This window comes from Aliivibrio sp. SR45-2 (genome assembly GCF_963890165.1).
Classification (GTDB): domain Bacteria; phylum Pseudomonadota; class Gammaproteobacteria; order Enterobacterales; family Vibrionaceae; genus Aliivibrio; species Aliivibrio salmonicida.
The window spans coordinates 22,516-44,794 of sequence record NZ_CAWPRC010000011.1 but is presented as its reverse complement, the minus strand read 5'-3'; the positions used below and the strand labels follow the sequence as shown (position 1 = coordinate 44,794).

General features: G+C 39.5%; 22 protein-coding genes. 16 read left to right on the top strand and 6 right to left on the bottom strand.

The genetic code is table 11. The annotated features are described in order from the left end of the window. Positions 1–3 precede the first annotated feature (3 nt). Both lysA and lptM read right to left on the bottom strand, forming a co-directional pair. The gene (lysA, locus tag AACV33_RS00425) at positions 4–1,257 is read right to left on the bottom strand and encodes a diaminopimelate decarboxylase (RefSeq protein ID WP_182699644.1); all 1,254 of its coding nucleotides are present in this window, start codon (positions 1,255–1,257) and stop codon (positions 4–6) included. A gap of 75 nt (positions 1,258–1,332) precedes the next feature. Continuing rightward, complete coding sequence (lptM, locus tag AACV33_RS00420; protein WP_083199069.1) at positions 1,333–1,452, bottom strand: LPS translocon maturation chaperone LptM; 120 nt, start codon at positions 1,450–1,452, stop codon at positions 1,333–1,335. Positions 1,453–1,533: 81 nt separating this feature from the next. On the opposite strand from lptM, the gene cyaY reads away from it, so the two are divergent. Both cyaY and AACV33_RS00410 read left to right on the top strand, forming a co-directional pair. Then, a complete protein-coding gene (cyaY, locus tag AACV33_RS00415) occupies positions 1,534–1,848 on the top strand; it encodes an iron donor protein CyaY (protein WP_182699643.1) in 315 nt (104 codons plus the stop codon). A 126-nt stretch (positions 1,849–1,974) separates the two neighbouring features. Further along, entirely contained in the window at positions 1,975–3,408 is a 1,434-nt protein-coding gene (locus tag AACV33_RS00410; RefSeq protein WP_255458496.1) for a M48 family metallopeptidase, read from the top strand. A gap of 73 nt (positions 3,409–3,481) precedes the next feature. Here AACV33_RS00410 and prlC read toward each other — a convergent pair whose 3' ends face one another. Next, the gene (prlC, locus tag AACV33_RS00405; protein WP_182699641.1) at positions 3,482–5,524 is read right to left on the bottom strand and encodes an oligopeptidase A; all 2,043 of its coding nucleotides are present in this window, start codon (positions 5,522–5,524) and stop codon (positions 3,482–3,484) included. Between the two features lie 152 nt (positions 5,525–5,676). Here prlC and AACV33_RS00400 point away from each other — a divergent pair, with 152 nt between their 5' ends. Continuing rightward, the gene (locus AACV33_RS00400; RefSeq protein WP_012549014.1) at positions 5,677–6,516 is read left to right on the top strand and encodes a 23S rRNA (adenine(2030)-N(6))-methyltransferase RlmJ; all 840 of its coding nucleotides are present in this window, start codon (positions 5,677–5,679) and stop codon (positions 6,514–6,516) included. 212 nt (positions 6,517–6,728) lie between these two features. Further along, entirely contained in the window at positions 6,729–8,084 is a 1,356-nt protein-coding gene (gene gorA / locus AACV33_RS00395) for a glutathione-disulfide reductase (RefSeq protein WP_065611957.1), read from the top strand. Between the two features lie 88 nt (positions 8,085–8,172). Here the strand turns inward: gorA and AACV33_RS00390 are convergent, their stop codons facing one another. Further along, the gene (locus AACV33_RS00390) at positions 8,173–8,751 is read right to left on the bottom strand and encodes a hypothetical protein (protein ID WP_182699640.1); all 579 of its coding nucleotides are present in this window, start codon (positions 8,749–8,751) and stop codon (positions 8,173–8,175) included. Between the two features lie 309 nt (positions 8,752–9,060). Between AACV33_RS00390 and AACV33_RS00385 the strand changes: the two genes are divergently transcribed. From AACV33_RS00385 to AACV33_RS00330, 12 genes are all read left to right on the top strand, one after another. Further along, on the top strand, positions 9,061–10,401 hold the full coding sequence (locus AACV33_RS00385) for a serine/threonine-protein kinase (RefSeq protein WP_182699639.1): 1,341 nt from the start codon (positions 9,061–9,063) through the stop codon (positions 10,399–10,401). Positions 10,402–10,504: 103 nt separating this feature from the next. Continuing rightward, positions 10,505–11,074, top strand: coding sequence for an ECF-type sigma factor (locus AACV33_RS00380; protein WP_012549010.1), 570 nt, complete (start codon positions 10,505–10,507; stop codon positions 11,072–11,074). 208 nt (positions 11,075–11,282) lie between these two features. Further along, positions 11,283–13,049 (top strand): hypothetical protein, encoded by a 1,767-nt coding sequence (locus AACV33_RS00375; RefSeq protein WP_182699638.1) that lies wholly within the window; start codon positions 11,283–11,285, stop codon positions 13,047–13,049. Between the two features lie 344 nt (positions 13,050–13,393). Then, positions 13,394–13,741 carry a transcriptional regulator gene (locus tag AACV33_RS00370; RefSeq protein WP_182699637.1) on the top strand — a complete coding sequence of 116 codons (348 nt, stop codon included), beginning with the start codon at positions 13,394–13,396 and terminating at the stop codon, positions 13,739–13,741. A gap of 1 nt (position 13,742) precedes the next feature. Then, positions 13,743–14,105, top strand: coding sequence for a glycine-rich SFCGS family protein (locus AACV33_RS00365; protein WP_012549005.1), 363 nt, complete (start codon positions 13,743–13,745; stop codon positions 14,103–14,105). A 2-nt stretch (positions 14,106–14,107) separates the two neighbouring features. Continuing rightward, positions 14,108–14,404, top strand: a complete 297-nt coding sequence (locus tag AACV33_RS00360) for a DUF4312 family protein (protein WP_012549004.1) — start codon at positions 14,108–14,110, stop codon at positions 14,402–14,404. A gap of 60 nt (positions 14,405–14,464) precedes the next feature. After that, complete coding sequence (locus AACV33_RS00355) at positions 14,465–15,244, top strand: DUF4311 domain-containing protein (RefSeq protein WP_012549003.1); 780 nt, start codon at positions 14,465–14,467, stop codon at positions 15,242–15,244. 14 nt (positions 15,245–15,258) lie between these two features. Beyond that, complete coding sequence (locus AACV33_RS00350; protein ID WP_012549002.1) at positions 15,259–15,909, top strand: DUF4310 family protein; 651 nt, start codon at positions 15,259–15,261, stop codon at positions 15,907–15,909. Positions 15,910–15,967: 58 nt separating this feature from the next. Then, on the top strand, positions 15,968–17,104 hold the full coding sequence (locus tag AACV33_RS00345; protein ID WP_182699636.1) for an amidohydrolase/deacetylase family metallohydrolase: 1,137 nt from the start codon (positions 15,968–15,970) through the stop codon (positions 17,102–17,104). Further along, positions 17,088–18,191 (top strand): DgaE family pyridoxal phosphate-dependent ammonia lyase, encoded by a 1,104-nt coding sequence (locus AACV33_RS00340; protein WP_065611953.1) that lies wholly within the window; start codon positions 17,088–17,090, stop codon positions 18,189–18,191. Before AACV33_RS00345 ends, AACV33_RS00340 begins: the two co-directional genes overlap by 17 nt. 12 nt (positions 18,192–18,203) lie before the next feature. Beyond that, on the top strand, positions 18,204–18,944 hold the full coding sequence (dagF, locus tag AACV33_RS00335; RefSeq protein ID WP_017020924.1) for a 2-dehydro-3-deoxy-phosphogluconate aldolase: 741 nt from the start codon (positions 18,204–18,206) through the stop codon (positions 18,942–18,944). Between the two features lie 193 nt (positions 18,945–19,137). Next, on the top strand, positions 19,138–21,060 hold the full coding sequence (locus AACV33_RS00330) for a BglG family transcription antiterminator (protein WP_182699635.1): 1,923 nt from the start codon (positions 19,138–19,140) through the stop codon (positions 21,058–21,060). A gap of 51 nt (positions 21,061–21,111) precedes the next feature. Here AACV33_RS00330 and AACV33_RS00325 read toward each other — a convergent pair whose 3' ends face one another. Together AACV33_RS00325 and AACV33_RS00320 are read right to left on the bottom strand one after the other, a co-directional pair. Beyond that, complete coding sequence (locus AACV33_RS00325) at positions 21,112–21,384, bottom strand: hypothetical protein (RefSeq protein WP_085941776.1); 273 nt, start codon at positions 21,382–21,384, stop codon at positions 21,112–21,114. Beyond that, positions 21,359–22,237 (bottom strand): SPOR domain-containing protein, encoded by an 879-nt coding sequence (locus AACV33_RS00320; protein ID WP_065611951.1) that lies wholly within the window; start codon positions 22,235–22,237, stop codon positions 21,359–21,361. The genes AACV33_RS00325 and AACV33_RS00320 overlap by 26 nt, the downstream gene beginning before the upstream one ends. Positions 22,238–22,279 lie beyond the last annotated feature (42 nt).

Below are 22,279 nucleotides of genomic sequence, written 5' to 3'. Positions count from 1 at the left end.
AAGTTAGTTTGGTAAAATAGATTCCAGCTCCCACAAAGAGCTTAATTCTTCTCGCTTACGAACAAGATGCACTTGATCGCCATCGACCATTATTTCTGCCGCACGAGTACGTGTATTGTAGTTTGATGACATAACAAAGCCATACGCACCCGATGAACGAACAGCCAATAAATCATTCGCTTCAAGAACTAAATCACGATCTTTACCCAAGAAATCACCCGTTTCACAAATAGGGCCAACTAAGTCATAACTTTGAGCTTCGCCTTCACGCGGAACAACAGGCACAATGTCTTGCCATGCTTGATACAACGCTGGACGCATTAAATCATTCATTGCGGCATCAATGATCGCAAAGTTTTTGTGTTCCGTATGTTTTAGGAACTCAACTTTAGTCACTAATATCCCCGCATTTGCTGCAATCGCACGACCCGGCTCAAAAATAAGCTCTAACTCCTCACGACCCGTTAAGCGACTTAATAATGCCGTAGCGTATTCTGACGGTTGAGGCGGTAATTCATCACGATAAACCACGCCTAAACCACCACCAACATCAAGGTGGCGAATATTCACACCTTGTGCTTTTAAGTCATCAATCAACGCTAACAAGCGATCCGTTGCATCAATGAATGGCGTAATGTCCGTTAATTGAGAACCGATATGGCAATCAATGCCTTGGATATTTAAGTTCGGTAACGTTTGTGCAAATTTGTACACTTCTGGTGCGCGATCAAACGCGATACCAAATTTATTGTCACGCAAACCAGTAGAAATATACGGGTGTGTTTTTGCATCAACATCAGGATTAATTCGCAATGAAATTGGAGCAATCACACCCATCTCTTCAGCGACTGCATTTAAGCGCTCAAGCTCTGGTTCCGATTCTACGTTGAAACATTTAATGTTTAATTCTAATGCGCGGCGCATTTCTTTTGCTGTTTTACCAACACCAGAAAACACGACTTTCGTAGGATCACCACCAGCGGCAACCACACGCTCAAGTTCACCTTGAGAAACGATATCAAAACCTGAACCTAGACGGGCAAGCGCATTCAATACACCAATGTTTGAGTTTGCTTTAACGGCATAGCACACAAGGTGAGGTTGCTCACCGACCGAGCTATCAAATGCATTCCAATGGCGCTCTAACGTCGCACGAGAATACACATACAATGGCGTACCATATTGCTCAGCCAATTGTGTAATTGGTCGTTCTTCAGCCCAAAGCTGTCCATCGTCCTTATAATTGAAATAATCCAATGTCATCTTCCTTGTCTAGTTTTCAGTTATTCTATTAATAGATTTCAGTGCATGAATACATTTATTACAAATACACTATTCTGCGGCTTCTGTTTTTGGTGCATCATCCGTTGGCATATATAACCCACCAGTTTGACCGCAGCCCGCCAATGCTAAGACACTCAGTAGCATTAACGCCATCACTCTTTTTTGCATAAGATTTTACCATTAGTGTTAATATCTGGTTATGCTCTCTATAATCGCACCACAGCCAAGAAAAGCAATAGGATAAACAAGATGAATAATACTGAATTTCACGAATTAGTTGATGCGAAACTGCAATTACTTGAAGATATGATTGATGATTCTGGCGCAGACATTGAGCCAATAATCACAGGAAACGTATTGACCTTAGAATTTGAAAACCGCAGCCAAATCGTGATCAATAAACAAGAACCAATGCATGAGGTCTGGTTAGCGTCTAAATCTGGCGGCTTTCACTTTGCTTATACTGATGAAAAATGGACATGCTCTAAAACAGGGGTTGAATTCATTGAAATGGTAAAAGAAGAATGCCAGAAACACGCAGATGAAGTGATTCAATGGGCTTAATGCCATCTTTATGAATCATCGTAAGCTCTTTTGATCTACTCAGAAGGGCTTCATTTATTATTTTCCCCGCCTCAACACTGTCACCTTCGAATACAAATTAACTCAACATAAGGCCAAGGAATGCCTATGAAAAGCATATCGAACATCACAAAAATCACAGGGACGACTCTGCTCTCTTTATCTATCTCTGCTTGCTCAATAAGTCCAAACTACGATAAATCCGTCGGAGAAAAAAACTCACTCGTTATTGAGCAACAAATGGGGATATATCAAAATGAATCACTCGATCAATACGTCAAACAAGTGGGTGCTCGCTTAGTCTCTCATCTTGATTCACCACAGTTTGATTTTAAATTTGAAATTATTGATGACCCAATCCCAAATGCGTTTGCCCTCCCTGGTGGTTATATTTATATTTCTCGGGGTTTGTTAACTCTAATGAACAATGAAGACGAGCTCGCCTGTGTATTGGCTCATGAAATTATTCATGTCACAGAAAGGCATTCAATTCAGCAAATGAAGCGAAGTATTCTGCCTGGCATAACTCAATTACCCGGCAACATTGTTGGCAGCATAATAAATGAAGACTTAGGTAATCTAATTAATACCCCGTTTACCTTTAGCAACGATTTATTAATGGCAAACTACAGTCGTTCTCATGAAACAGAATCAGATGAACTTGGTGTAAATTTAGCGGCAAAATCTGGCTATAATCCCATGGCGATGGGCGTTATTTTAGCTCGTATAAATGATGCGATTGAATTTAAAACGCAGACGGAAACTGAAAAAAGCTACTTTGATAGCCACCCTTACACACCAGAACGTGTTAAGCATGTCGATCTATCGGCAAATGCATTAAGAGTGATACCTCAAAAACCGATTAAGCCTAATTTTCTCTATAAACTCAATGGGTTAGTCGTCGGTGAAAATCCAGAAAATGGTGTTTTTTCTGAATCAACATTCATTCAGCCTACGATGGGCTTTACCGTAGTATTCCCTAAAGAGTGGCAAACAGTAAACCAACCTCAAGTTGTTGCGGCGATCAATGAGACACACGATGGTTTTGTCGCTCTCTCCGTTTCCGAGCCTCAATACACTGCTGAGCAAACAGCGCATCGCTTTAGTCAGTACCTTGAACTTAAATATAATTACTTAGCGCCAGTAAATACGGTTGAGTTAACATGGGGAGCAACCATGTATAACGTGCAATTAACGGATAAAGAAGGAAAACAAGACACGTTTATCACCCAATATTGGCTCGATTTGAACGACATCACTTATCAAGTACTAACTCTAAGTACCGCGAAAAACAAAAGTGAAGTCAGCATTTCAGCCCTCTCTTTACAACCAATCACAGATGCACAAATTGCAGCAATAACTCAAAAAGAGATCGCGATTACTACGGCAATAAAAGGCGAAAGTGTCAATGAGCTAACCAAGCGTAATCATTCTGATTTATCGGCAGAAGAGACAGCGATATGGAATGGATTAGAAGAAAATACGCCACTACACCAAGGCGATGAAGTAAAAATAGTCGTGATTAAGCCCTATAAGAAATAAACGCTTTAAAACAAAAAACGCCTCAATATAATTATTGAGGCGTTTTATTTATGGCACTTACTTGCTTAGTTTATTACGCACCAATGCCCGCATGACGTAACATGGCATCCACTTGAGGTTCACGACCACGGAAGCGTTTAAATAATTCCATAGGTTCTTCACTGCCGCCCATTTCAAGAATATTATTCAAGAAGCTTTGGCCTGTTTCCGTGTTGAAAATTCCTTCGTCTTCAAAACGCGAGAACGCATCGGCTGATAATACTTCTGCCCATAGATAGCTGTAATAACCCGCACCGTAACCGCCCGCGAAAATATGACTAAAGCTGTGAGAAAAACGGTTCCACTCGACACTAGGTAATACCGCTACCTTTGCTTTTACTTCTGCTAGGGTTTCTAATACTTTTGCACCTAGATCTGGATCGTAATTTGTGTGCAGTGTGAAATCGAACATCCCGAATTCTAACTGACGCAAAATAAACATCGCTGATTGGAAGTTTTTCGCCGCCAGCATTTTATCTAACATTTCTTTTGGTAATGGCTCACCCGTTTCATAGTGACCAGAAATAAACGCGAGTGCTTCTTCTTCATAACACCAATTTTCTAAGAACTGACTTGGTAGCTCAACCGCATCCCAAGGCACACCATTAATACCCGACACTGACGCCACATCAATTTGCGTTAGCATGTGGTGGATACCATGACCAAATTCGTGAAATAACGTCACTACTTCATCATGAGTAAATAACGCAGGCTTACCACCAACAGGCTTACTGAAGTTACACGTTAAATACGCGACAGGCGTTTGCAGTTCACCATTTTCAGTCAAACGACGAACACGACATTCATCCATCCATGCACCACCACGTTTGTGTTCACGCGCGTATAAATCTAAATAGAAGCTGCCACGTAAGGTGTTGGTTGAATCGAAGATATCAAAGAAACGCACTGATTCGTGCCATACATCAACGCCTTCACACTCTACCACTGTCATACCAAACACACGGTTTAGCACTTCAAATAGGCCAGATACGGCTTTTGATTCAGGGAAATAAGGACGTAATTCTTCATCTGAAATCTGATATAGCTTTTGCTTTAATTTTTCAGAGTAATAAGTCACATCCCATAGATCCAACTCATCAATATCAAACTCTTCTTTTACAAACGCTTTTAGCTCTGCAACTTCGCGCTCACCTTGAGGTTTAGCCTTCGCTGCTAAGTCATTTAAAAAACCAAGGACTTGCGTTGGGCTCTCGGCCATTTTTGTTGCTAACGATTTTTCACTGTACGAAGAGAAACCCAATAGGCGCGAGACTTCATGACGAAGATTAAGCTCTTCTGAAATAAGATCGGTGTTATCCCACTTACCGGCATTTGGACCACGATCCGATGCACGAGTCACAAACGCTTCGTAAATTTCACGGCGCAGTGGTTTATTGTCACTGTACGTCATGACTGGAATGTACAATGGCATCTCTAATGTCAGTAACCAACCGTCTAATTCTTTTGCTTCTGCCGCCGCTTTCGCCGCTGACATCGCCGATTCAGGTAACCCTGATAATTCAGCTTCATCCGTAATATGCTTTGACCAACCCATGGTTGCATCAAGCACATTGTTGCTGAAATTTGAGCTTAATTCTGACGTGCGCTTACTGATATCACCGTAACGCTTTTGTTGATCAGCGGGTAAACCAATGCCTGATAATTCAAAATCACGCAATTCATCAATAATGGTTTTTTGTTGAGCTTGAGAAAGCGTAGCAAAATCGGCACTCGCTTTGATTTCTTTATAGGCGTGATAGAGCGCTTTGTTCTGCCCAACCCAAGTTCCGTACTCGGAAAGGATAGGTAAACACGCTTCATACGCTTCACGCAGGGCTTTACTGTTTTGCACTGAATTCAAATGGCTCACTGGTGACCAAATGCGGCTTAGACGATCATCCGTTTCAGCAAGGGGAACAATAATGCTGTTCCAACTTGGTACGGCATCAGACGCCAATACGTCTTCTATTTTAGCTCGGCAATCTGCAATCGCTTGTTCTACTGCAGGTTGAATGTGTTCTGGCTTAATTTGAGAAAAAAGAGGCAAGTCAGTAAAGGTAAGTAACGGATTAGACATATTCATTCCTTTTTATTTCTTATTCGATTTGATGTCGCTATCTACTTAAGATGGTGCTTAATGGATTAAATTTCAATGGGTGATGCAAGAGTGTGCACATTGCGTTATAAACTTGGGTATAATATTCCCATTCAAATAGTGAGAGTTCATTCATGCTAAGTTATCGTCACAGTTTTCATGCTGGCAACCATGCCGACGTAGTTAAACACATTGTACAAAGCCTTATCCTTAATTCATTAACGCTAAAAGATAAGCCATTTGTTTATCACGACACCCATTCAGGGGTTGGCCGTTACGACTTAACGCATGAATGGTCTGAAAAAACAGGTGAATACAAACAAGGTATCGAACGTATTTGGGATAAAACAGACATCCCAGAAGAAATCACAAGTTACCTTGATGCCGTAAAAGCATTAAATGAAGACGGTGAATTACGTTATTACCCAGGGTCTCCTTGTGTTGGTCGTGCGCATATACGCTGTTATGACCGCATGGTATTAACCGAACTTCACCCTTCTGATTACCCATTGCTTGAACAAGAATTTCACAGTGATCGCCAAGTATCTATCTATAAAGAAGACGGTTTTGCTCGATTAAAAGCAAGCTTGCCGCCACCAGAGCGCAGAGGCTTGGTATTAATCGACCCACCTTATGAGCTTGCAAAAGAATATTACGATGTGGTTAACGCGATTGGCCAAAGCCATAAACGTTGGGCTACAGGCATTTATGCGATTTGGTACCCAGTGGTTAATCGTTGTGATATCGACGACATGATCAATGGCCTTAAAAAACTAAATATCCGTAACATTCTTCAAATTGAATTAGGTGTATCCCCTGATACAAACGAGCGTGGTATGACAGCATCAGGCATGATCGTTATCAACCCACCTTGGAAACTAGAAAGCCAAATGAATACTATTTTGCCTTTCTTGAAAGAAGCGATTGCACCTGCAACAGGTCACTGTAAAGTGGAATGGATTGTTCCGGAATAAAAAAATAAGGGTTCAGGCCGGTCGCAAGCTCCCTCAAAGGATTCAGGAAAAGCAGATAGCATTGCTCAGTTTTATCTCTTTCCTGAAACCTGCAAGCGAAGCGACCTGAAACCTAGTAGACCTTGAAGATCGTACACCTTGAAAAAATAAAATTTGGTCGCATTTCATACATAGAATGTAAGAAGAATTAAAAACTTATTGGAGAGAAAGTAATGGCTACGCATTTTGATTATATCTGTATCGGTGGTGGTTCTGGTGGTATTGCATCAGCAAACCGTGCTGCTATGCATGGCGCAAAAGTCGCTCTTATCGAAGCACAAGAACTTGGTGGCACCTGTGTAAACGTAGGCTGCGTACCTAAAAAAGTAATGTGGCACGGCGCTCAAGTTGCTGAAGCCATTAATTTATACGCAGAAGATTATGGCTTTGATGTTGAACTGAAAAAATTCAACTGGAGTAAAATGGTTGAAAATCGCCAAGCTTACATTGGTCGTATTCACGAGTCTTACGACCGCGTTCTTGGTAACAACAAAATAAACGTGATCAAAGGCTTCGCTAAGTTTATCGATGCAAACACCGTTGAAGTTAATGGCGAACATTACACTGCCGATCATATTCTTATTGCTGTTGGTGGTCGTCCAACAATCCCTAATATCCCAGGCGCAGAGCACGGTATTGATTCAAATGGTTTCTTTGAAATCACAGAACAGCCAAAACGCGTTGCGATTATTGGTGCAGGTTACATTGCGGTAGAAATTGCCGGTGTACTTCATTCTCTAGGCACAGAAACTCATTTATTTGTTCGTAAAGAATCTCCACTTCGTAGCTTTGATCCAATGATCATCGATACGCTAGTTGAAGTGATGAACACAGAAGGCCCAACCCTTCATACTCACTCTGTACCAAAAGAAGTGGTTAAAGAAGCCGATGGCAGCCTAACGCTTCACCTAGAAAATGGTGAGACACAAAACGTTGATACGCTAATTTGGGCGATTGGTCGTCACCCAGCGACTGACGCTATCAACTTAGAGAAAACGGGCGTTGCTATTAACGATCGCGGTTACATCAAAGTTGATGAATACCAAGCAACAAACGTAAAAGGCATTTACTGTGTTGGCGACATCATGGAAGGCGGCATTGAGCTAACTCCTATCGCAGTTAAAGCCGGTCGTTTACTGTCTGAGCGTCTATTCAACGGTCAAACAAACGCAAAAATGGACTACACATTAGTTCCTACCGTTGTGTTTAGCCACCCACCGATTGGCACGATTGGTCTTACTGAACAAGAAGCTGACGAGCAATACGGCAAAGACAACGTAAAAGTGTACACATCAGGCTTCACTGCGATGTACACAGCGGTAACTAAGCACCGTCAACCTTGTAAAATGAAACTGGTTTGCGCTGGTGAAGACGAAAAAGTTGTTGGCTTACACGGTATCGGTTTCACGGTTGATGAAATGATCCAAGGTTTTGCAGTAGCAATGAAGATGGGCGCAACTAAGGCTGATTTCGATGCAGTTGTTGCTATCCACCCAACAGGTTCTGAAGAATTTGTTACGATGAGATAAGCACTGTTATTTAATATTCAAACCGAAAAACGCCGCCCATGGTTAATATGAGCGGCGTTTTTTATTTATTCGTTTTTTGTATGAACACTTAATGAGAATGGTTATGCCCACAGCCACAAGTCGGTGCTGCAACTACACTTTGTAGCGGTTCAAGTGCTATTTTCTCATTTAATTCTTCAGTCGTTAGTGTATTTAACAGCATTTCGTTTACGCGATTAATTACATCCACATCATTCATTTTGCGTTGAATCTGCATAACTTCAACAAACTGACGACTCAATTCTTCTGACAACGTAAATTCGCGAATAGCTTGCAGTGTATTGGTCGCACTATCAATCGCTAACATAGAAAAAGACAACTTTCCTGATTCTGGTGATTGAAAATAATCTTCAGGAATAACAGCGGCATTAAACTGCATTTCAAACGTCAACTCACCCAGTGAAAACACAGCTAAACACGCCCCTTCATTTGTCATTGTCATTCCTAGCTGAGCACTTGCTTGTCCCAACACGGCTTGTTCGTCAGCCGTAATATTACCAAGACCAACATAAAGAATATTAGGTAAGTCATTACGATACATCTCAAGCATCGCACCATCACCTTGTTTAAATGGGTGATCTTCAATCGTTTGTCCAACTTGAAAATGAGGGTGATGATGTGCAGTCATAATGGCTTACCTTATGTAATGTTAATATGAGATTAGTTTAATCTGATTAAATTAAATAACAATTACCATAAAAAGCAATTCACTATTACGTATATGTAAAAGTAACGTTAATCATGAGTTCTATTTTTATTATCCATATAAATACAAAGTTAAAAAAAAATAAATTAGGGAAATTTACCCACGGTTTTTTAACCAATAATTTCGCATTAAATAAATTCACGACTATTTTCTTAAATACGAGAAAAAACATTCTAATTACGCCACTAACCCTATATAGTACGGTTAAACAAATTCATATAAATTAGTCCCTTGCAGTTAATTACCTCACCAACTCAAATTTTCTATGATTTAATGGATCTTGATAACATTCAAAAACAAAAAGTATTGGATGCACTGCAAAACAGTCACCCAAATATCTATCAAGACCTCATTCCATTACTGAATAACATCACATCAGAACCATTCTTCGATTTATTTGGTTTTGGTGCTCAGCAAACTTTTAATACTGAATGGGATTTTAGCCATCACATGGTAGATAAATACCAAATTACAAAAGAGCTGGGTCGCGGTGGGATAGGAGTAGTCTATTCAGCATATCGTGCTAATGGTACTTTCGAACAAGAGCTTGCCATTAAATTTATTCAACCTGATTTAAAGAATTTATTAAACAAACACGCCCTATTTGAAGAGGCGCAATTATTAGCACGTTTAAATCATCCATATATAGCAAAAGTCTTTGATGGTGGAGAGTACGAAGGGGCTGTTTATGTGGTGATGGAGAAAATTATCGGTACAACACTCAATGATTTTTTAAAGCATAATTTGTTGTCTCGACAACAAAAATTACAATTATTTAGTCAGATTTGCCAAGCACTTGAACATGCACACCAACACGATGTACTACATGCAGATCTAAAACCTGAAAACATTTTAATTGATAAACGGAATTGCCCAAAGCTAATCGATTTTAACTTAACTCAACAAGTAAAAAAAAATGGGCATCATAATACTCAAGGGCTTGTCGCCTACAGTGAGCATTTTGCTAGCCCAGAACAAAAAGAAGGCAATTATTTAACTCCTTTGAGTGATGTTTATTCTTTAGGTAAGATTTTATTGCTTCTTTTTCCTAATCTTCATAAGAAGGAAGACATTACTTACATCCAAGAAAAAACGACCCAAGAGACACTATCTAAACGCTACTGTTCTGTTGAGGCTCTACGCAAAGATATCGAGTGTGTGTTGGCATCTAGGCCAATTACATTAAAGCAACACACCCCTTTATATACTTTTCGTTGTTTATTAAAACGAAAACCAATTTCCGCATTTATTTTGGTTTTATTAACTTTATCAACATTAATCTTATCTAGTGTATTAATCATTAAAAACAACAACTTAAAACATGATAAAGTTGTATCAGAAAAAATAATGTTTGAGGTAACACACTTATTGTTTAATTCAAAAGGAAAAGACATATCAAAGGCATCCATTAACTCAATGCTCGAATTAACACGATGTAAAATTTTATCTAACCCTGAACTTCCAGCATACATAAAACAAAAAATGCAACTCGCAATGATGATGCCAATACAAACAAAACAAAAATCATTACCAGAAGAACAAAGAAGGGAAATTAAAATACAGTTCAAGTGAGCCTATTCAATATCCAAGTATGAGAGATTATTTAAAATTCCACCCTATAAAATAAGTACGTTAATGGATTCTACGTTTAGAAAAATATAGCGATATACCAATCATGATAACGATAACTAAATTAACTCGAACTATTCAATACTGGCAATCTGGAGATAAAGTCGCAGAAAATCATGTGTACCAATTTGCATATTTACAACTGCATAATATTGCCCAAAAAGAACGTAAGCGTAATGCAAAAAAATATGGTCCAGATAACGATATGTTCGCAGATAGTGTGAACAACACAACCTCACTCATCCATGATGCTTATATTAAACTATCAAATTCAAAACTAACCGACATAAAAACCAAGCGTGATTTTTTTCTGATGATAACAAGAGTTATGCGCCAAATATTAATTGATAACGCTCGGTCATTACAGGCAAAAAAACGCCAACCACTTGCTCCCATAAACAGAGATATTGATAAATTTGAACAATTAATCACAATGGATAAAGCATTAGATAATTTTGCTATTCGATACCCTCGTCAATCTAACGTCTTAAAATTAAAATACCTAATGGGAATGAAAAACACCGAGATTTGCCAGCTATTAGAATGTAGCTCAAGTCTCGTTGAAAAAGATTTAAAATTCTCACGCTGCTGGCTTCACAGTTACATAATGAAATAATTTCATTATGTACATTTAGGTAAAATAAGCCCTTCAAACCAAAAATAGAATCACATTGTTGAAAAATAAATTTTAACTTTACGGTTTTTATCTTATTTCCCGTGCCTTGAATTAGCTTAAAAGGAAGAGTACAAATGGCTCGATTTTATATTTTATAAATAACATATGAAGGTTAGGCTACCCGATATGACAAAGGATTAAAATAAGAATGAAAAAGGTAAGTTTATTAGCAGCGTCAGTAACATTGGCATTAACTTTAGTGGGCTGTGGTAGTTCCGATGATGATTCAAATGATCCATCTACCAATATCGATACAGAAAAAACACAAAAACCAAGTATTGCAATTCCAACGGCAGGGAAATTTATTGATGCAAAAGTAATTGGATTGGATTACATTTCTGGTTCACTAGAAGAGAAAAAAACAGATATAAATGGTACTTACACCATCGATACAAATAACCCTGAAATTTCGTTCTATTTAGGAGGGAAAGACGGCCTATTCATTGGGTCTATTTCTGGTCGTCACATCACTACGCCATTTGAAGCGGCAGGTACATACCAACGTGCTGTAAATTTGGCAAGGCTATTACTGACTGTTGGTGAAGGAACAAGTACACTAATTAAAACAGGACAGGCAGTCCTAATAAAGGAAATCACTTTACCCCAAGATTTATCAGTTGCGGCTACTGAATTAAAAGAAGCCACGCTTGATGATGAAGCATCTTTACTTGCCGTTGCAACAGCACTTAATCCTGCCATAACAGCATTAGTATCACAAGATGATGCAACAACACACATGCAATCATCTTTAGCAAACATTCCACGCGGCTCTGATGTAAATCTATCCCATTGGTCTCGCGGTTCAAATTGGACATTTGTATCAAGGGATTCAACGCAACGTATACGTAATAGTGCAAATCAAGAGTTCGACCTTGTTATCAATGTTGATCGTACTTTAACTGATTCTCAAGGAAATCCACGTAATTTATTTGAAAAAACATCGAGCATGATTTTTACCTTAGCCGATAATAATCTGATTGTCCGTAAAGGCAGTAATGATTCATCAATTAGTGGTCACTATGTTGCTGACTATCTAACTTGTTTAGATAACGATGGTATTTTCAACACAGTAGAAACGGATGGTAATGAATATAATACATGCGATGGTAATCGCATTACGGTCACTGACGAAAGATATAATTATTTTTATAACTTGGATAATAAATACCAATATTCATTCATAAGTCCAAACAAAGAACAAATTTCAGACATAAATGAACCATGGATTGAAATTTCTAAAATGGGTGATGCTTTTGAGTGTATGAATGCTAAAAACTGTACAGAACAAGCTCTAAGTAAATTTGAAGTTTTAGAGCGTGATGATTCTGATGAGCAAGATGGTAGCTATATGCTCGAAGAAACCATTTCTGGTACCTATGATCCAATTACGGATGTTTATATTAATACGACAAGTAAAAAATACTTAGATAACAGCCCATATCCCGGTCGTATCAGTGAACGAATTTCTTTCTTATACCCTGTTGAAGCATTAGGGCAAGATCGTTACGTTGACTTCATCGGCACATGGGAAAGTCGTGAATTATGTGCAAATAAAAGTATTGCCGTTGCTAAAATGACATTCACTGAAACCGGTTTAACCATGACAGGTGAAGAGTGTGGTACTTTAGGTTTTATCAATAAAACCCACACATACGCGCAACTATCACCTAAAGACTTATGGTGGTTTGGCACGAATGACGCTGGCGACTCAAAAGCAACACTCGATCAATTAAACAGTACTGTTCGTTGGAATGATAAAAATTCTACCGATGATCCTAATAATATTAAAATCAATCGCTTTACTTACATCCCTGCTGGAAAAAACTGGGATCAAGGCTTATTAATTCGTGATACGTTAAATTTAGATGGTACAAAAAAATCAACGATTACAATGAAGAAAATTAAGTCACTCTAATTTGAATAAAATTTAAAGACCCAACAAAACCCCGGCACTTGTCGGGGTTTATTATATCTGCCTTTTCATTCCTCTTTCGCTTCCAACTCAAATATAAAACGGAATCTAAATCACAAAACTCACCACACCTTTTTTTACTTCCCTTTCTTATTTCCACAACCACTCATTTGTAACTAATTAATATTTAAGTAAATAAAATAAAAAGTTTGACCTGTATCCGCACACCATTACTCATTTCCACTTCAAAGTGGAAAATCTCTCCCTGTTCACTTTCCTCTTCCACTTATATGCTTCAATCATCAAGTTTGGATAGCAAAGTTTATTATTTAAAGGAAATATAAAACGTGGATAGTAATACTCTAGACATTAATGAAGAGTTATTCACTGAAGAAGTAGATTCAACGTTCAATAAAGTAATTTCTATTTTAAGAGCTGAGAATATATTTCCAGACAGTGTTCAGAAACAAATGCTTTTTTCTCATTTAAAAGCAATGGTAATTAGATCTCATACTCATGAATCGTTACCCGAAGTTGAAATTGAAATGTTTGATGAAATATCACAATCATCACATAAATTAGCCGAAGATGTCGTGAGTCTGTTTCCGACATTAGCATACGAAGAATCATATTTATTATCTGTTCACTTTGAAGTGGCAAAAGAAAACGAATTAACTGAAGAATTAGGAGCATAACATGACGAATATAAAAGTAGTGATCGGCGACCGTTTAGGTAAAGGACAAAAAGTAGGTTTAGGCGTAGAAGCCGCAGGTGGTTCTGTTACTGTGATCCCTGGTATGGCTGCCGACATGAAGCTTGGTGATGTTATGAACGAAGAGCAAGCGGACTTCGGTATCTCTTTTTGTGGCAGTGGCGGTGCAGGTGCAATCACAGCGCAAAACAAATACGGCTACAAAGCAAAATATGGTATGCGCTCTGTTGAAGAAGGCGTAACCGCAATCAATGAAGGCTTTAACGTACTTGGTTTTGGCTTCATGGATAAAGAAGAGCTAGGCCAACGATTGGTCGAAGCATTCGTTAAAAAATACAGAAGCTAAATATGAAAGAATCGATTACAACAACCGTTACGGTTAGTGGTAATGGAAATACAAAACAAGCCGCTTTCAGTTCCGCATTAAATAATATTCAAAAAACAATTCTAAAAGATAACGAGCAAGTTATTTTACGTATAGAACCTGTTGATGTGAAATTAATTAATGCGGAGAAAAAAGAAAGAATAGAAAAGTTTATGTTTTTCTTTTTACCTCGAAATAAAACTTCTTATTCAGTAACTTTAGATGTCACCGTTAATGTCACCATAATTAATATTGACCAACTGGATTTTAAATCAATATAAACACCTATTTACTTTAAATAGAAAAACTTATTTAAGTATACAAATGGAAGGTATATATAGATGTTCTTAATTATATTAATGAAGTCTCTAATTATAGGGGCTTTAGTGGGCGTTGGCGTCGGTGTTGGTGCCGCACGTATGTTCCACGCTCCAACGGTTCAAGGTATGGGCGCGTTCCGTACTCTTGGCGAACTTAACTCTTGTGAAGGCGATCCTGCATCTCACTTTTCTTTTGGCCTTGGCTTCTTCTTTAACGCATGGGCGTCTTCTGTTGCAGCGGGTGCTTTCACTCAAGATGTTGACCACCGAATTATTCCTCATTGGGGTGCAGCTGCCCTAATGTTCAAAAACAAAAATGTCGCTGAGACAATGCACGACCCGAAAAAGATGGGCATTGCGTGTGGCATCATCGGCATGGTTGTTGTTGCATTCTTAAACTCGACGGCATCCGCCGTTCCTGAAAGTCTACAAATTACCGCGGTAAAAGTACTCGTTCCTGCCGCTAACTTACTCGTCAATATTGCGATGCCCGTTATCTTCTGGTTAGCCGCTATTGACGCCGGTCGTCGCTCTGGTTTTTGGGCAACTATCTTTGGTGGTTTGGCTCAAATGATCATGGGTAATGCCGTACCTGGGCTTGTTCTTGGTATCTTGATTGGTAAAGGTGTTGAAGATGGTGGTTGGAATAAAGTAACCAAAATCATGCTTGCAGCGGTTATCACTCTATTTGTTATGAGCGCCTTCTTCCGTGGATTTGACCTTGAACTTATCGAGTCTTTCAGGCTCACCGTTCCTACTTGGTTAGAGAGCGTACACACCACCCTTAGCGGCAATCAGTAAGTCAGGAGTTGAAAATGGACGATAAATTAAAGAATAACTTTTGGTACGCAGATTGGTCTTTCCCTTTCTTCGTCGGTCTGCTGTCTTCTGGCGTGTTTGCCGGTACACACATGTACTACTTATACGGCATTGGCGCATTCAATGAAGTCGCGTTTGTATCAATGTTACGTGCAGGAATGGACACGGGTGTTTATGGCGCCGTCGCCGCTTTTGGTGCGAGTTTCTTATTTGCTCGAATCATTGAAGGGTCACTCGTCGGTATTTTAGACATTGGTGGCGCAATTCAAACAGGGGTTGGCTTAGGCGTTCCGGCTCTTTTACTGGGCGCGGGTATTGTTTACCCATTAGAAAACTTTATTGCTTCATTGATTGTTGGTTTTCTATTAGGTGTGGCAATTGGTTACATCATCATTCTAGCTCGTAAATACACCGTTGGGCAAAGTAACTCAACCTACGGCGCTGATGTCATGATGGGCGCAGGTAATTCATCAGGTCGCTTCTTGGGTCCTCTGATTGTTCTGTCTGCGATTGCGGCTTCTATTCCAATTGGTATTGGTTCATTGATTGGTGCGCTTGCGTTCTACCAATGGAAAAAACCAATCACTGGTGGCGCTATTATTGGTGCGATGGTGTTCGGTTCTCTATTCCCAGTCGCTATTGGTTAATCCATCTCGATAATGCTCTTTCAATTAGAGAGAGCATTACGTCACACAGGTAAGAGTTATGTATGACTTACTGATAAAAAACGGAAAATTAGTGAATGGCGGCCTTGTTGATGTCGCAATTCTAAATGAAAAAATAGCGCGGGTTGAATCTGATATTAACGACGCTGCGATAAGAACCGTTGATTTAAAAGGGTTACATTTCCTTAGCGCGGGTTGGATTGATTCACACACGCATTGTTACCCATCATCGCCAATTTATAACGACGAACCCGATTTAATCGGTGTCACTCATGGCGTGACTACCGTGGTTGATGCCGGCAGTGTCGGTGCTGATGATGTCGATGATTTTTATCGATTAACTCAACAAAGTGCCACTAACGTATACAGTATTTTAAATATCTCTCGCATCGGTTTATTGCGACAAGATGAACTCGCTGACATGAGTGACATTAGTTTAGACGCCGCGAAAACTGCCATCACTAAACATTCAGACTTTGTTGTTGGCATAAAAGCAAGAATGAGCGGCAGCGTTGTAAAAAATAACGGATTGGCACCACTGATCAGAGCCAAAGAAATGCAGGCTCAAAATAACAACCTACCTTTGATGGTACACGTTGGAAATAATCCACCAAATTTAGATGATATTGCCGAGTTACTAACAAAAGGCGACATCATTACACACTGCTATAACGGAAAGCCAAATCGAATTCTAACCCCTGAGGGTGAATTAAAAGAATCAATGAAAAAAGCCATCAAACGTGGCGTTATTTTGGATGTTGGCCATGGCGGTGCTAGCTTTAGTTTTGATGTTGCAGAGCAAGCAATTAAAAAAGGCATTTATCCAGACACGATCAGTTCTGATATTTATTGTAAAAACCGAATTTCAGGACCGGTACGCAGTCTATCTCACATCATGTCGAAATTTTTAAGTATCGGTTTGCCCATGGATCGAGTGATTGATTGTGTCACTATCAATGCCGCCAATGCACTAAAAATGAAAACCAAAGGCACGTTAGAAATAGGCCAAGACGCCGATATCACGATTTTTAATATCCACCATGAAGCCTGTACTTTTGAAGACTCAGAACAAGGTACTCGCCAAGGTGAAGAATCCTTTTTACCTTTAGCCAGCATTGTTGCAGGCAAACTTATTACGACACAACACGGAGAACAAACCAATGTCTTCAATTCATGATAAATACGGTCTTACGGAAGTAATTAATGCGTCAGGTCGCATGACTGCATTAGGGGTTTCAACGCCAAATGAAGACGTTGTAAATGCAGTTACAGAAGGACTTGGTCAATATTTTGATATGAAAGACTTAGTGATCAAAACCGGAGAATACATTGCAAATATTCTTAATGTTGATGCCGCTGTCGTTGTCTCTTGTGCTTCTGCTGGCATCGCTCAATCCGTTGCTGCTGTGATTGTAAAAGACAGCCAATATCGATTAGAAAATTTACACGCCCACGCCCATGATGTGCCTTCTGAAATTGTACTACCAAAAGGCCATAACGTGAATTTTGGTGCACCAGTTGGCACCATGGTTACTCTGGGTGGCGGTACGATCAAAGAGGCAGGTTATGCCAATGAATGTTCAGCAGAACAGTTAGAAGCGGCAATAACAAAAAACACCGCCGCTATCTTATACATTAAGTCTCATCATTGTGTTCAAAAAAGTATTTTAACGGTTGAACAAGCCGTCGCTGTCGCCCAAAAACATGACTTACCCTTAATTGTGGATGCGGCTGCAGAAGAAGATCTACAAGGTTATTTTGCTATGGGTGCAGATCTTGTTATTTACAGTGGCGCTAAAGCCATTGAAGGCCCAACAAGTGGATTAGTGGTCGGTAAAACACACTATATCAACTGGGTAAGAAAACAATCTCAAGGTATTGGCCGAGCAATGAAAGTCGGTAAAGAAGGCATATTAGGCTTAACTCACGCAATTACCGATTATCTCACGGTAGAAAAAGAATCGGGCCAAGAAATGGTCGCAAAAATGGAAACATTCATTAGCGACATCAATTCGATTAATGGGGTGAAATCTCGCGTGGTTTGGGACAGTGCTGGTCGTGATATTGCGCGAGCAGAAATCGCGTTTGATCATGATGAGCTTCAAACCACCACCACTGAAATTGTAAAACAACTTCAAAATGGTAACCCTGCGGTGTATTGCCGTGGTTACAAAGCCAACGAAGGCATTATCGAAATTGATGTTCGCAGCGTTAACTCAACGCAACTGAATACTATTTTCCTAAAAATTAACGCATTATTTTAAGAGAGACACTCCATGACTTTAAAAGCTAATTTCTACAAGAATCGTGTATGCCTGAATGTATTAGCAGGATCTGTTGATAATGCGGGCGAAATTTATGACGCTGCGGAAGGCCATGTCCTCGTCGGTGTATTATCAAAAAATTACCCAGACGTTGACGCCGCGGTTAGCGACATGAAAAAATACAGCGAAGCAACCAACAATGCCGTATCTGTTGGCCTAGGCGCAGGCGACCCAAATCAATCAATGATGGTGTCTCTTATTTCTCAACACGTTCAGCCACAACACATCAACCAAGTGTTTACGGGTGTCGCAACAAGCCGAGCATTAGTTGGACAAGATAAAAGTATTGTTAACGGCTTAATTTCACCAACCGGTACAGTGGGAATGGTTAAAATCTCAACCGGGCCATTAAGCTCTCGCTCTGAAGATGCCATTGTTCCTGTAGAAACGGCAATTGCGATGCTAAAAGACATGGGCGGAAGCTCTGTTAAATACTTCCCAATGGGTGGCCTAGAAAGTCGTGAAGAATTTGCGTATGTCGCTAAAGCCTGTGCAGAGCAAGATTTTTGGTTGGAGCCAACGGGCGGGATTGATTTAGAAAACTACGAAGAAATCATGCAAATCGCACTCGATGCGGGCGTAAGTAAAATTATTCCTCACATCTATAGCTCTATTATTGATAAAGCAACAGGGAATACACGCCCAACAGACGTAACAACTCTATTAGAAATGACTAAAAAACTGCTTAACTAAGTTTGCTCCTCCAAGCCAGATCGCTGCCCCCAGAGATCTGGCTTTTTTATTTTATTGATACACCGACTTATTTTTAGTCGAAAAAAATAACTCAAGATAAGAATCACACATTCAATAAATATTGATATCTAGTTACTTAAAACTGGTTGATATTATTGTTAATAAAAATGACTTAACTTAACTCGGTTCTCTTATGATTCAACTGCCTTATCCACGCCTTAATACCATATTCGAAGCACTTAGACATGAACCGCTTCCTCAACAAGAACTGGCACAGCGTTGTGATATTTCAACTCGAACCATACGTACTGATATCTCTGCATTAAACGATATTTTAGCCTCTTATGGCGCTCAAATTCAGCACCAGCGTGGAACGGGTTATCATTTCGATATTTACGACAAAGCTCGATTTTCTGATATTGAAAAACAGACTCAAAAGATGAAGACCTCCCCTCGTAACGCTAAAGATCGCGTTGTGTACTTAATCATGCGCCTTCTCTCTCAAGAGGAAGAATGTAAGTTAGACGATTTAGCCAATCAGTGGTTTGTTAGTCGAACTTCTTTACAGGCGGACATGACAGAAATCCGAGAAATCTTAGAACAATACAATTTAGAGATAGTAAGTAAAGCCCATCATGGCCTGAAACTTTTTGGGGAAGAGCAAGCGATACGAGCCTGTATCGCTCATGTTTTATTTCAGTTTAAACCCAGTGATCGCACTTTTATTAATGTCTGTGACCACTTCTTTCCTGAGATTAATTTACCCTCATTAAAAGAAGATTTGCTGACGTTAATTAATCAAAACCACATCCGATTAACCGATGAAGGGTTGCATCATTTATTGGTGTATTGCGGCATCACTCTGCATCGACTCAAGTTAAATTCAGTGATCCACCACGTACATCAACCAAAAATCAGTAATGAAGCGCAAAACGCGGCCCTCGATCTAAGTAAAACGATTGAAGTCTTACTTGGTGCCCCTCTTCCTCAATCAGAAATTGATTATTTGAGTATTCAAATTGCGGCTCGCCGAGTAACAGGAGTCACGATTGTCGATACTGAAAAATACACTGAACAATTAGAGTTAACGCATTTTTTATTAGATTATGTAAACGAACACTACAATTATGATTTACGTAATGATGAGCTATTAAAGCGTGATTTACTGTGTCATATCACCACCATGATATTGCGCGTAAAATACCAAATTACGATACCTAATCCGTTAGTGGATCATATCAAGCGCTATTATCCTTTGGCCTACGATATGACGGTTGCCGCTATTTCTTATTGGGGAAAACATTTGATCCCAGATGGTGAGGTTGGTTATCTCGTTATGCATATAGGTGTAGGCCTAGAGCGTAACTTTGCTTTAGAAGAACAACAGCCGCCAAAAGCATTGTTAGTGTGTGATTCTGGCACTTCGATTATGCGGTTATTAGAATCACAATTACTTCGCTCCTTACCTCAATTAGATATTCAAAAAATTGATTCAGTAAGAGAGTATGAATCGCTAACCAAAGTGGATGCCGATTTTGTTATTTCTACAGAAAAAGTCTCTCAAAAAAACAGACCGACCATTACTATTTCGCCGTTACCAACAAGCTTTCAATTAGAGCAGGTTAATAAACTCATATTAATGAATCGCTCCCACCCTTACATGTTGGATAAATTTTTTGATCAACGTTATTTTTCAGTCCTATCAGAACCAACGACACAAGCTGAGCTGTTAAAAAAATTCACCGCACATTTTACAGAAGACAATATCACCCCTATTGAGTTTTATGACTCGGTGATTGAACGTGAAAACATTACCTCAACCATATTAGGAGAAGGGATTGCCATTCCCCACTCTCTGGGGTTATTAGCCAATGAGACAAAGGTATACACCATTATTTCTCCACATGGCGTCGACTGGGGAAACGGAAAGATTGCACACGTGATTTTTCTTTTTGCCATCAATAAAAACGATTATGAAGAAGCCATGAGTCTGTATGATTTATTTGTTACCTTCATGAATGGCAAGGCGGTAGATACGATCTTAGAATGTTTATCGTATGAAGAATTTCAATACGTCGCTAAAGAGTGCTGGTTTAATAGAAGAAAAGATTGGTAGAAACAAAAAATCCCAGCAACGACTGGGATTTTTTATGTCGGTATAAAAGTATTAGCTCCGAGGTTTAAACTCAAGAACTGGCGCTTTCTCACCGTCATTCACATCACGAGGATTATTAATAACGATTAACTCTAACGCTCGTCCTGTTGGACTTAATAATGCTAACTCTTCTTTATGCTCATCTTCTAAGCAAATACTCAACGTAATATCTGATAACGCTTTTACGCCAAACTCTTCTTCCAGTGTTTCTAATGCTTCTTGTAGATTTTCCGCCAGAGACTTACTGTCCCAACGACCTTTAAATTGGATTTCCAACAACGTCACCTTCTGTCTTTTTAGTACACACCACATTCAACATGGACGTGTTTTTTAATTTTTTGGTCGAACCGTCTTTAAAGAGACCTAAATCATTAGCTCCCCAATAAGGCAATTGCATTGGCCATTTATCTTTTTTCATTATCGTAGAATCAGCCAATATTTTCCATTGCTCTTTAGTAACTAAATTCATATCTATCTGTTGGCAGATCTCTTGGGCGTGCTGTGCCGTTGCTCGTAGCCATGGCATTTTACCTTCCATGTAAAAACCTTCCGTGGTGTCATGACTAAATGGCACAACAAAATGCGTTTGATTGATCATCACGGCTTTGCGAATCGTGATCGGATCAAGTTTCGGCTCTGCAACCACTTCAGGGGTGATCTCCGGTTTTGGTATGGTAGAAAGATCCACTTCTCTCAACGTAGCAAGCTTAAATAAACGCTCACGCTGTAAAGTCGCTAATGATTTACTGGCGGTGGTGTAATCTAGGTAAGGTCCAATCAAACAGCGATTTAAATCGCCTTCTTTTTTCATATTAATGGGCGCATTCACCGCCTCACTAAGTCGAGAAATAACTGCATCATCGATTGTCTTACGAAAAAGACCGCATTGAATCCAAAACTCACTGTCACCCTCGTCATGCTTTGCTGACTGGTTTCCCCATAACCCTTCACCAATCGGGCAAGACTCCGACAATTCGTTCATTGCCGTAGACGCTTTAGGCACACACACCGACATTAAGGCACTTTTTTTTGTCGTTAAATAATCGGTTAAATTTATATTCGCATACGCGCTTGTCACTACGACGACATTACTGAGCACAATAAATGAGAGTGCTGTTTTGTTTATTAATTTAGTCATCTGACTTCCCCAAGCAGCGTTAACAATATTATCAGCATAGCA